The sequence below is a fragment of the Roseomonas sp. TS2 genome (assembly GCF_058833935.1).
This window is the reverse complement of record NZ_JCACVY010000162.1, coordinates 1-10258: the sequence shown is the minus strand read 5'-3', so window position 1 is coordinate 10258 and position 10258 is coordinate 1. Positions and strand designations below refer to the sequence as shown.

Annotated in this window: 12 protein-coding genes; 6 read left to right on the top strand and 6 right to left on the bottom strand. The window is 72.8% G+C overall.

Annotation, left to right across the window (positions count from 1 at the left end):
* Positions 1-111 precede the first annotated feature (111 nt).
* The 4 genes from ACZJYS_RS19370 to ACZJYS_RS19355 all read left to right on the top strand — a co-directional run bounded on the left by ACZJYS_RS19370 (position 112) and on the right by ACZJYS_RS19355 (position 2780).
* Positions 112-915 (top strand): class I SAM-dependent methyltransferase, encoded by an 804-nt coding sequence (locus ACZJYS_RS19370; RefSeq protein ID WP_493179994.1) that lies wholly within the window; start codon positions 112-114, stop codon positions 913-915.
* Entirely contained in the window at positions 912-1955 is a 1044-nt protein-coding gene (locus tag ACZJYS_RS19365) for a glycosyltransferase family 2 protein (RefSeq protein WP_493179993.1), read from the top strand. Before ACZJYS_RS19370 ends, ACZJYS_RS19365 begins: the two co-directional genes overlap by 4 nt.
* A complete protein-coding gene (locus ACZJYS_RS19360) occupies positions 1952-2299 on the top strand; it encodes a DMT family transporter (RefSeq protein WP_245906248.1) in 348 nt (115 codons plus the stop codon). The genes ACZJYS_RS19365 and ACZJYS_RS19360 overlap by 4 nt, the downstream gene beginning before the upstream one ends.
* Positions 2300-2396: 97 nt before the next feature.
* A complete protein-coding gene (locus tag ACZJYS_RS19355; RefSeq protein WP_109516482.1) occupies positions 2397-2780 on the top strand; it encodes a hypothetical protein in 384 nt (127 codons plus the stop codon).
* On the opposite strand, the gene ACZJYS_RS19350 is transcribed toward ACZJYS_RS19355, so the two are convergent.
* Positions 2777-4366: a gamma-glutamyltransferase gene (locus ACZJYS_RS19350; protein WP_493179992.1), complete on the bottom strand. Its 1590-nt coding sequence runs from the start codon at positions 4364-4366 to the stop codon at positions 2777-2779. The two genes, ACZJYS_RS19355 and ACZJYS_RS19350, sit on opposite strands and share 4 nt — an antisense overlap.
* A 259-nt stretch (positions 4367-4625) precedes the next feature.
* Between ACZJYS_RS19350 and ACZJYS_RS19345 the strand changes: the two genes are divergently transcribed.
* The gene (locus ACZJYS_RS19345; protein ID WP_493179991.1) at positions 4626-4955 is read left to right on the top strand and encodes a glycosyl transferase family 39; all 330 of its coding nucleotides are present in this window, start codon (positions 4626-4628) and stop codon (positions 4953-4955) included.
* A gap of 92 nt (positions 4956-5047) precedes the next feature.
* Here ACZJYS_RS19345 and ACZJYS_RS19340 read toward each other — a convergent pair whose 3' ends face one another.
* Positions 5048-5965: a LysR family transcriptional regulator gene (locus ACZJYS_RS19340; protein WP_493179990.1), complete on the bottom strand. Its 918-nt coding sequence runs from the start codon at positions 5963-5965 to the stop codon at positions 5048-5050.
* Positions 5966-6096: 131 nt separating this feature from the next.
* Between ACZJYS_RS19340 and ACZJYS_RS19335 the strand changes: the two genes are divergently transcribed.
* Positions 6097-6426, top strand: a complete 330-nt coding sequence (locus ACZJYS_RS19335) for a glycosyl transferase family 39 (RefSeq protein WP_109519045.1) — start codon at positions 6097-6099, stop codon at positions 6424-6426.
* 59 nt (positions 6427-6485) lie between these two features.
* On the opposite strand, the gene ACZJYS_RS19330 is transcribed toward ACZJYS_RS19335, so the two are convergent.
* The 4 genes from ACZJYS_RS19330 to purL all read right to left on the bottom strand — a co-directional run.
* Positions 6486-7286 carry a TspO-related membrane protein gene (locus ACZJYS_RS19330; RefSeq protein ID WP_493179989.1) on the bottom strand — a complete coding sequence of 267 codons (801 nt, stop codon included), beginning with the start codon at positions 7284-7286 and terminating at the stop codon, positions 6486-6488.
* 179 nt (positions 7287-7465) lie between these two features.
* The gene (gene grxD / locus ACZJYS_RS19325) at positions 7466-7804 is read right to left on the bottom strand and encodes a Grx4 family monothiol glutaredoxin (protein ID WP_109519043.1); all 339 of its coding nucleotides are present in this window, start codon (positions 7802-7804) and stop codon (positions 7466-7468) included.
* Positions 7805-7815: 11 nt separating this feature from the next.
* Positions 7816-8058, bottom strand: coding sequence for a BolA family protein (locus tag ACZJYS_RS19320; RefSeq protein ID WP_109519042.1), 243 nt, complete (start codon positions 8056-8058; stop codon positions 7816-7818).
* 47 nt (positions 8059-8105) lie between these two features.
* Positions 8106-10258: phosphoribosylformylglycinamidine synthase subunit PurL (gene purL / locus ACZJYS_RS19315; protein WP_493179988.1), on the bottom strand; the 2153-nt coding region annotated here is incomplete at its 5' end.

The window sequence follows — 10258 nt, the reverse complement described above, 5'->3', positions numbered from 1 at the left end:
TGCCGGCGCTGGCGGAAGGGGTCCGGGGCGGCATGGGGGCGGGGCCATCCTTTCCGCCCTTTCCTGCAATGCCATTGCGGCGAGGATCGGGCGCTGTCACAAGCGTTTTCCGTGGACGCCGCCGAATACGACCTGATGGACGCCGCCGAGGACGGGATGTGGTGGTACCGCGCCCTGCGCGACCGCGTCGAGACCGCCCTGCGCGACCGCCTGCGCGACAACCCCGTGCCGCCCGGCCCCTGGCTGGATGTGGGCTGCGGCACGGGCGGGCTGCTGCGCCACCTGCGCGGCGCCTTTCCCGGCCAGGCGCTGCACGGGCTGGAATACCACCCCCCCGCCGCCGCCCGCGCGGCGGCGAAATCCGGCGCCGCCGTGGCCGCGGGGGATGCCGCCCGCCTGCCCTACCCCGACGGCGCCTTCAGCGTGGTGGCCAGCATGGACGTGCTCTGCCACGCGGCGGTGGACGAGGCGGCGGCGCTGGCCGAGATGCGCCGCGTGCTGGCGCCGGGCGGCCTGCTGGTGCTGAACCTGCCCGCCTTCCGCTGGCTGCACTCGGCGCACGACCTGCGGGTGCACAATGCCCGCCGCTACACCGCGCCCGAGGCGCGCGCCCTGCTGGCGGGTGCCGGCTTCGAGGCCGCCGGGGCGCGCTACTGGAACGCCGTGCTGCTGCCGCTGATGGTGGCGCAGCGCAAGCTGCTGGCGCGCGGCGCGGGCGATGCCAGCGATGTCGCCCCCTTCCCGCCATGGTTGGATGCGACGCTGCGCGCGGCCACCGTCGCGGAGGCCGGCCTCGCCCGCCTCGGCCTGCGCTTCCCGGCCGGCGGCTCGGTGCTGGCCACCGCCACGCGGCCCCGCCAGCCGCCGCCGCAGGACACGCCTTCAGGAAGCCCCCCAGGGATGCCACGCCCATGACCATCGCCCATCCCGCGCCCTGCCCCGCCCCGGCCAGCGCCGCCCATGCCAGCGCCGCCTCGGCCATCGGCCTCTCGATCGTCGTGCCGGTCTATCGCGGCGCGGACACGGTGGGGAAGCTGGTGGCCGCCCTCTCCGCCCTGCGGCCGGCCGGGGGCCTCGAGATCGTGCTGGTGAACGATGGCAGCCCGGACAACAGCGGCGATGTCTGCCGCCAGCTTGCCGCCACCGCCAGCGTGCCGCTCACCTATGTCGAGCACGCGCGCAATTTCGGCGAGCACAACGCGGTCATGACCGGGCTGCGCCATGCCCGCGGCAGCTACGTCATCACCATGGACGACGATTTGCAGAACCCGCCCGAGGAGGTGGTCAAGCTCTACGACCACGCCCGGCTCGGCGGCTGGGACGTGGTCTACACACGCTACGCCAAGAAGGAGCACGAGGGCTGGCGCAACCTCGGCAGCCGCTTCGCCAACTGGGTGGCGGACCAGCTGATGGACAAGCCGGAGGGCCTCTACCTCTCCTCCTTCCGCTGCATGTCGGCGCTCGTGGTGCGCGAGGTCGCCCGCTACACCGGCCCCTACCCCTATATCGACGGGCTGGTGATGCAGGTGACGCAGCGCATCGACAGCATCGAGGTGATGCACCTGGCGCGCATGGAGGGCCGCAGCAACTACACGCTGCGCCGGCTGATCCGCCTCTGGCTGAACCTCGCCACCAACTTCTCGCTGATGCCGCTGCGGCTGGCGATGTTCGCCGGCGTGGCGATGGGCCTGCTCGGCGTGCTCGGCGCCATCTTCACCATCATCGAGGCGCTGACCAACGACACGCCCTCCGGCTGGGCCTCGGTGATGACCGTGACGCTGCTGATCGCCGGCGTGCAGTTCCTGATCCTCGGCGTGATGGGCGAGTATCTCGGCCGCGCCTTCCTCTCCGCCAACGGCAAGCCGCAGGGCGTGGTGCGCGAGCTGCACCCGGCGCGCGCCATGCCGGCCGGCGCCGCCCCCGAGGCGCCCCGGCTGGAGCGGGCCGCGCCGTGACGGCGCCGCTGACGCTGTACTGGCTGGTCCTCGCCGCCGCCATCCTCACCTCGCTCATCGGCCAGGTGCTGCTGAAGGCGGGCACGCTGGGCGAGGGCAATTTCCTCGTCCAGCTCTTCCGCTGGCAGACCATCATCGGCCTCGGCTGCTACGGCGGCGCGGCGATGCTCTACATCGTGGCGCTGCGCAAGATCCCGATGAGCGTGGCGCTGCCCTGCACCGCCGCCTCCTACGTGGTCATTGCCCTGGTCGGCCACTTCCTGTTCGGCGAATCGCTGGGCGGGCAGAAGATCGCGGCGATCGGGCTGATCTCGCTCGGCGTGGCGCTGCTCGCCACGGCCTGAGGGCGCCCCGCCGCACATCGTCACCCGCGCGGGTGTTCCCACCCGGCGGGCGTCTGCTCTATGCCTCCGCCCGCCCCACCATCGGCAAGAGGTCCGGATGCCCGACGCGAACCCCACCCCCATCGCCCTCGCCGCCCGGCCGGTGCTGCAGGCGCTGGAAGAGGCGGCCGAGGCGCTGGCCCGCAGGGCCACCGCGCTGCGCGACACGCTGGCCACGCGGGAGCGGCGCATCGCCACGCTGGAGGAGCAGCTGGCGCAGACCGAGGCGCGGCTGCTGCTGGAGATGATGCACGCCGAGGGGCTGGCCGCGCAGGCGACCGAGCTGGCCGCCATCGGCACGGAGGCCGCCAACATCCCGACCGGCGCCCACTATGCCGACGGCACGCCCAAGACCCGCCTCACCGCCGTCTACGAGGCCGCCTTCGACGCCAAGGGCCACGAACTCGGCGTCGAGCGGCCGGAGAGCTTCCGGGCGGATTAGCGCGCCGCCACCGCCGCCGACCAGGGTGTCATCACGTCGCTGATGCCGGCGAAGCCCTCGCCCTCGCGGACGATCAGGTTGGGACAGGCGAAGTTCACCGGCAGCACGGCGTGCTCCACCGTGGTCAGGCCCCCCTGCGCCTCCAGCGCCGCCAGCGTGTCGGCCGGCAGGCGGCGGTCGGCGGTGGTGGTGTCGGGGCCGGAGACGTCGATGCGCGGGTGGTGCGCCGCCGCCTCCGGCGCCATGCCGAAATCCAGCGCGAAGGCCAGCATCTGGTAGACCGAGGCCAGGATGCGCCGCCCGCCCGAGGCGCCGAGCGCCATCACCGGCCCGCTTCCGTCCGAGACCGTGACCGGGCACATGTTGCACAGCGGCCGCGCGCCGGGGCGGATGGCGTTGGCCGAGCCGGGCGTCGGGTCGAACCACATCATGCCGTTGTTCATCAGCACGCCGCTGCCGGGCAGCACCACGCGGCTGCCCATGGAAGAGAGCAGGGTGGTGGTCATCGCCACCATGTTGCCCGCGGCATCCACCACGGTCAGGTGGGTGGTGCAGGTCTCGGCCGGCTCGGGCGGCGGCGCGGCGGCGCCGAGGCCCGCGAGGCGCTCGGCATAGGCGGCGCGCATGGTCTTGGAGAGGGCGCTGAACCAGGCGGCGTCCGGCGTGGCGCCGGGGTCCAGCCGAGCCATCTCCGCCACCACGCGGGCCAGGGTGGGCGCCGCGGTCAGCCCGCCCGCCCCCTGCAGCACCAGCCCGCCGCGCCAGGGGATGCCGAGCGCCGGGCGGATGCGCACCTGGCAGCCGGCGAGGTCGGCGGCCGAGAGGCGCCCGCCCATCGCCGCCACGTCGGCCGCGATGGAGGCGGCGATCTCGCCCTCGTAGAAGTCGCGCCAGCCGGCGTCGCGCAGCCGCTCCAGCGTCTCCGGCAGGCGGCCGAGCGGGAAGAAGCCGGGCGCGCCCTGGTAGGGCGCCACGGGGGGCAAGCCGTCGGGCAGGTAGATGCGCGCGCTCTCGGGGTAGAGGCGCAGCACCTTGGCGGAGTTGGCCACCTTCAGCGTGGTGTACCAGTCCTGCGGCAGGCCGCGCCGGGCCAGCGCGATGGCCGGCCCCAGCAGCTCGGAGAGCGCCATGCCGCTGCCGAAGCGCTCGGCCAGCGTGGCGTAGCCCGCCACCGAGGAGGGGATGGCGAAGGAGAGCGGGCCATGGATGTTGCGGTCCCCCTGCACCTCCGGCCAGGCGAACAGGTCCTGCTTCATCCGCCCCGTCAGCGGGTAGTCCGCCGGGTCGCTGGCGGCGGGGGCGACGGGCCCGAAATCCACCAGCTCCGCCGCCGGGCTGCCGGCCTTGTGCACCAGCGCGAAGCCGATGCCGCCCAGGCCGGAATTCCACGGCTCCATCGCGGCCAGGGCGAAGGCGGTGGCCACGGCGGCATCCGCCGCGTTGCCGCCGGCCTCCAGCACCGCCACGCCGGCCTCCGCCGCCGCCCGGCTCTGGCTGGCGACGATGCCGCGCCCGCCGCGCGCGGCGGGCTTGGTCACCTGCCAGTGCTGGGTGGTGTAGGCGGGCGGCGCGTAGGAGAGGGTCATGGCGCGGGCATCCTGGCTGGGGCTCTGCTGGGGCTCTGCGCGCGTCAGCCTCCACCCATCGGCGGGCGGCGGCAATCCCCCCCTGGCCTGAGCCGTGGGCTGCGCCGGCGGTGCGGGAAGGCGCTGATCTATCAGTTGAACCGATCGGTACTATCGATTTTAAAGGGGTTCTGACAGTATACCGATCGGTATATCTCTCTCGTCAACGGCGGGGCTCCCCGCCAGAGCCTAAGCAACACACGAGATGAGAGACACGATCATGCGCAACGTTTCCGCTTTCCGCGCCCTGTTCCTGGCTGCCGGCCTGACGGTGGCCGCCCCCGGCCTCTCGATGGCGGCCGACCTGTTCGACAACGTGAACAACACCCCCATCACCGGCAGCCCCTTCGCCTACTCCATGGCGACGACGCAGGCCTCCGAGCGCGGCCTGCCGGCCAATGTGGGCCAGAGCGCCTCGCCCAGCGGCAGCCCGCTGGTGGCCTCGGTGACCACCACCGAGCGGCACAACGCCACCGGCCGCGTCCCCGGCCCCGTGGGCAACAGCGCCTCGGCCCGGGGCGGCTTCGGTACCGGCCCGCGCCTCGGCTGAGGCAGCCTCCGGGCTCAGGCCCGGGCAGGCGCGATGTTCTCTGAAAGGGCGCCCCGCCGGACGGCGGGGCGCCCTTTCCGCATGCGCGGCGCTCAGGCCGCCGCCAGGGGCTGGACGCCGTGATGGGCCAGGGCTTGGCGCATCCGGTTGACCAGCCACCGCCCGGCGACGCCGGGCGGCCGGCTGCGCTCATGCACCACATGCAGCGGGATGGCGAAGCCGTTCTCCTCGAACAGATGCAGCCGCTTGAGGCGCCCCTCGGCGACATGCGCGGCCACCATGTGCTCTGGCATGTTGCACCAGCCGAAGCCCTCCAGCAGGAAGGCCAGCCGGGTGTTGAGGTCGGCGAAGCGCCAGTGCTGCGGGCTGATCACGCCGCGTGACCAGTTGCTCTTCGGCCCGCCATCGGTCAGCACCAGCTGGACATGCATGGCGAGTTCCTCCCGCGCCAGGGGGCCTTCCAGCCGGGCCAGCGGGTGGCCGGCGGCCACCACCGGAATCATCGGCACGTTCATCAGGAAGTCCACCGCCAGCTCCATCGGCCCGACCGCCTCCACCGGATAGATGGCCAGCCGCACCGTGCCGTCCCGCAGGTGGCGCTCGGGAGAGCTCAGCCCCTCGGTCAGCAGCGTCACCGGCAGGTTGGGGAATTCCTGCCGCAGCGCCTTCAGCGCCTCCATGGCGGGAGCGGGGGGCATCAGCGGGTTGATGGCGATGGTCAGCTCCGGTTCCAGCCCGCCCGTGATGCTGTCGGCGCGGGCGCGCAGCACCTCGGCCTGCTTCAGCATCAGCCGCGCATCCTCGATGATGACGCGCCCCGCCTCGGTGGGCGTGGGGCGCCGGCCGGTGCGGTCGAACAGGGAGAGGCGCAGCGTGCCCTCCAGCGCCTGGATCGACTGGCTGACCGCCGACTGAACCCGCCGCAGCCGCCGCGCCGCCGCCGAGAAGCTGCCCGTCTCCGCCACGGCCACCAGGACGCGCAGCTGGTCGAGCGTCAGGGGGTCGATCATCCATCTCTCCGGCTGATGGGTTCGATCATTTATTTAGCAGTTTTGATGATGCCGCTGGGGGCCCATCTCTCTCTGCGACGGTGGGCGATCCCGCCAGAGCCTGAGCAACACACGAGATGAGAGACAAGATCATGCGCAACGTTTCCGCTTTCCGCGCCCTGTTCCTGGCCGCCGGCCTGACGGTGGCCGCCCCCGGCCTGTCGATGGCGGCCGACCTGTTCGACAACGTGAACAACACCCCCATCACCGGCAGCCCCTTCGCCTACTCCATGGCGACGACGCAGGCCTCCGAGCGCGGCCTGCCGGCCAATGTGGGCCAGAGCGCCTCGCCCAGCGGCAGCCCGCTGGTGGCCTCGGTGAGCACCACCGAGCGGCACAACGCCACCGGCCGTGTCCCCGGCCCCGTGGGCAACAGCGCCTCGGCCCAGGGCGGCTTCGGCACCGGCCCGCGCCTCGGCTGAGGCGGCCAGGCCCGCGATCCCGGGGCGCGTCTTCATCCGGGAGGCGCGCCCCGGGCGCATCATGGGGCCGGCTGGGGGCCGGTGCGGGCGAAGCGCGCCCGCTGCCAGGCCATCGCCAGCACCACCGCCAGCAGCCCCAACGAGACGGCCGCGACGGCCGCGTCGAACTCCCGCTCCACCGTGTTGGCGTAGAGGATGCCCACCAGCGCCCAGGCCACCGCCGCCGCGTACCAGGGCGAGCCCTGCGCCGCCCACAGCACCCCCAGCACCAGCCCCCCCGCGGCGAGCAGGATCAGCACCGCCGCCAGGGTCTCGCCCGCGCCGTCCGGCTGGATGGCGCCGCTGATCCGCGCCGCCCCCGCGATGTTGGCGAAGCTGGCCACGGAGACCCAGCCGGCCATCAGCCCCACCAGCGGGCGGATGATCCAGCGCTCCGGCCAGGCCGGGCCGCCCGCATGGGCCGGCAGGCGGCGGTTGATGAAGAAGGCGGTGAGGCTGGCGGCCAGCATCAGCAGGATGATCAGCACGAGGTGCCAGCCATTCTCGGTCAGCGCCGCCACCACCATCCAGAGGTTCGAGCAGGCGAAGGCGGCGGCCAGCGGCCAGCCCAGCCGGCGCGCCGCCAGGCTGTTCCGCCCGCCGGAGGGGAGGAGCTGCCAGATGCCCCAGGCGATGCCGAGGGCGAAGATCACCCCCCAGATGGAGAAGGCATAGCCCGCCGGCACCACCGGCGTCTGGCTGCGGGCCGACATCTCGGCCATGGTGTGGCCGATGCCGAAGACCGGCGCCATGGCGCCGGCCAGCGGCTGCAGGATGGGCAGCACCAGGTTCAGCAGGGTGCGGGTGTCGTCGCGGGTCATGCGGGCCTTCCGGTGCGGTGTGCCGGGGGGAGGCGCCTCCCCCGCTCTGGGCAACGCCAGAGGTGGCGGCCGGTTGGCCGGCTGTGAAGGCGCGTTCCGGACATGAAAACGCCCGCCCCGTCATCCGGGGCGGGCGCCGGCGTTCCAGCCCAGGGCCGTGCGGGGCCCGGGCGCACCGCTCAGGCCGCGGCCTGGTGCGGGATGCCCTTCTCGTCGAGCAGCGCGGTCAGCTCGCCGTTCTGGAACATCTCCATGATGATGTCGCAGCCGCCGACGAACTCGCCCTTGACGTAGAGCTGCGGGATGGTCGGCCAGTTGGTGAAGGCCTTGATGCCCTCGCGGATCTCGGCATCCTCCAGCACGTTCACGCCCTTGAAGGGCACGCCGACGTGGGAGAGGATCTGCACCACGCGGGCGCTGAAGCCGCATTGCGGGAAGACCGGCGTGCCCTTCATGTAGAGCACCACCGGGTTCTCGGTGATCTCGGACTGGATGCGGTCGAAGGTCGGGTTGCTCATCGGGAAATTCCTCAGGAGGCCGCTTGCGGGGCGGAGGTCTGCAGGGCGAGGGCGTGCAGCGCCCCGCCCATGCGGCCCTGGAGCGCCGCGTAGACGAGCTGGTGCTGCTGCACGCGGGAACGGCCGCGGAACGCCTCGGACACCACGGTGGCGGCGTAGTGGTCGCCATCCCCCGCGAGGTCCTCGATCGTCACCTGCGCGTCCGGCAGGGCCGCCTTGATCAGGGCTTCAATCTCGGCTGCCGGCATCGCCATGCGGGGTCTCCTTCGTTGCGGGGCACTGCAAGGTTAACGAGGCAAGGTTAGCGGGCCATCAGGCCGGGCAGGAAGCGCTCATGCGCCTCCCGCAGGCGCGCCACCGATATGGCGTCGGCGCCCGGCACAACCAAGTCCCCACCCCCGGCGCGGCCGATGCGGCGGGCCGGCACGCCGGCGGCCTGCGCGGCCGCCAGCAGCGCCGCCGCGTCGGTGGTGGCCAGCAGGTAGCGGCCCTGGTCCTCGCCATACCAGAAGGCGTGCGGAGGGATGCCCCCCGTCAGCGTTTCCCCGGGCGCCGGCTCCAGCGTGGCGCCGGTTCCGCCTTCCATCGCCATCTCGGCCAGCGCCACCAGCAGCCCGCCATCGGCCAGGTCGTGGCAGCCGGCCACGGTGCCGGCGAGGATCTGCGCGCGGACGAAATCGCCATGGCGGCGCTCGGCGGCGAGGTCGACCGGCGGCGGCGCGCCCTCCTCGCGGCCCGCGATCTCGCGCAGCCAGAGGGACTGGCCGAGCCAGCCCTTCGTCTCGCCCACCAGCACGATCTCCTGGCCAGGCTTCAGCGCGTAGCCCACGGCCCTGGCCGCATCCTCGATCACGCCCACCGCGCCGATGGCGGGGGTGGGGAGGATGCCGCGGCCCTCCGTCTCGTTGTAGAGCGAGACGTTGCCGGAGACGACGGGGAAGTCGAGCGCGGTGCAGGCCGAGGCCATGCCGCGCACGGCGGCGGCGAACTGGCCCATGATCTCCGGCTTCTCGGGGTTGCCGAAGTTCATGTTGTCGGTGATGGCGAGCGGCAGGGCGCCGGTGGCGGTGATGTTGCGCCACGCCTCGGCCACCGCCTGGCGGCCGCCCTCCTCGGGGTCGGCGGCGCAGTAGCGGGGGGTGCAGTCCGTGGTCATGGCGAGAGCCCGGGCGCTGTCCTCCAGCCGGACGATGGCGGCATCGGCGGCGCCGGGGCGCTTCACCGTCTGGCCGCCCACCGTGCTGTCATACTGGTCCCAGATCCAGCGGCGCGAGCAGAGGTCGGGCGAGCCGATCAGGGTGAGGAGCGCGGGGGCGATGCCCGCCGGGTCCGCCACCTGCGCGGCGTCCAGCACCGGCTGCTTCGGCGTCTCGGCGGTGGGGCGGTGGTAGAGCGGCGCCTCGCTCTCCAGCGGCGCCAGCGGGATGTCCGCCTCCAGCGCGCCCTTGTGGCGGATGACGATGCGGCCCGTGTCGGTCAGGTGGCCGATGACGGCGAAATCCAGCTCCCACTTGCGGAAGATCGCCTCGGCCACGTGCTCCTGGCCGGGCTTCAGGATCATCAGCATGCGCTCCTGGCTCTCGGAGAGCATCATCTCGTAGGCGCTCATGCCCGCCTCGCGCTGGGGCACGTCGTCCAGCACCAGCTCGATGCCGACGCCGCCCTTGCCCGCCATCTCGACGGAGGAGGAGGTGAGGCCGGCCGCCCCCATGTCCTGGATGGCGACGATGACGTCGGTCGCCATCAGCTCCATGCAGGCCTCGATCAGCAGCTTCTCCGCATAGGGGTCGCCGACCTGGACGGTGGGGCGCTTCTCCTCGCTGTCGGCGCTGAACTCGGCGGAGGACATGGTGGCGCCGTGGATGCCGTCGCGGCCCGTCTTGGAGCCGACATAGACCACCGGGTTGCCGATGCCGGCGGCGGCGCTGAGGAAGATGCGGTCGCGCGGCGCGATGCCGACGGTCATGGCGTTGACCAGCGGGTTGCCGTTGTAGGCGGGGTGGAAGTTCACCTCGCCGCCCACGGTGGGCACGCCCACGCAATTGCCGTAGCCGCCGATGCCGCGCACCACGCCATCCAGCACCTGCCGCGTCTTGGGCAGCGACGGGTCGCCGAAGCGCAGCGCGTTGAGGTTGGCGATGGGCCGCGCGCCCATGGTGAAGACATCGCGCAGGATGCCGCCGACACCCGTGGCCGCGCCCTGGTAGGGCTCGATGAAGCTCGGGTGGTTGTGGCTCTCCATCTTGAAGATGGCGGCCAGCCCCTCGCCGATGTCGATGACGCCGGCATTCTCGCCCGGCCCGTGGATCACCCAGGGGGCCTTGGTGGGCAGCTGCCGCAGCCAGACGCGGCTGGACTTGTAGGAGCAGTGCTCGGACCACATCACCGAGAAGATGCCGAGCTCGGTGAGGGAGGGCTGGCGGCCGAGGATGGCGAGCGCGCGCTCGTGCTCCT

What these genes read in the sequence shown, in the direction of transcription:
- ACZJYS_RS19350 (WP_493179992.1), bottom strand. Translation starts at nt 4,366, where the DNA reads ATGACCCTCTCCTACGCGCCGCCCGCCTACACCACCCAGCACTGGCAG.
- ACZJYS_RS19340 (WP_493179990.1), bottom strand. Translation starts at nt 5,965, where the DNA reads ATGATCGACCCCCTGACGCTCGACCAGCTGCGCGTCCTGGTGGCCGTG.
- grxD (WP_109519043.1), bottom strand. Translation starts at nt 7,804, where the DNA reads ATGAGCAACCCGACCTTCGACCGCATCCAGTCCGAGATCACCGAGAAC.
- ACZJYS_RS19345 (WP_493179991.1), top strand. Translation starts at nt 4,626, where the DNA reads ATGCGCAACGTTTCCGCTTTCCGCGCCCTGTTCCTGGCTGCCGGCCTG.
- ACZJYS_RS19355 (WP_109516482.1), top strand. Translation starts at nt 2,397, where the DNA reads ATGCCCGACGCGAACCCCACCCCCATCGCCCTCGCCGCCCGGCCGGTG.
- ACZJYS_RS19335 (WP_109519045.1), top strand. Translation starts at nt 6,097, where the DNA reads ATGCGCAACGTTTCCGCTTTCCGCGCCCTGTTCCTGGCCGCCGGCCTG.
- ACZJYS_RS19330 (WP_493179989.1), bottom strand. Translation starts at nt 7,286, where the DNA reads ATGACCCGCGACGACACCCGCACCCTGCTGAACCTGGTGCTGCCCATC.
- ACZJYS_RS19320 (WP_109519042.1), bottom strand. Translation starts at nt 8,058, where the DNA reads ATGGCGATGCCGGCAGCCGAGATTGAAGCCCTGATCAAGGCGGCCCTG.
- ACZJYS_RS19365 (WP_493179993.1), top strand. Translation starts at nt 912, where the DNA reads ATGACCATCGCCCATCCCGCGCCCTGCCCCGCCCCGGCCAGCGCCGCC.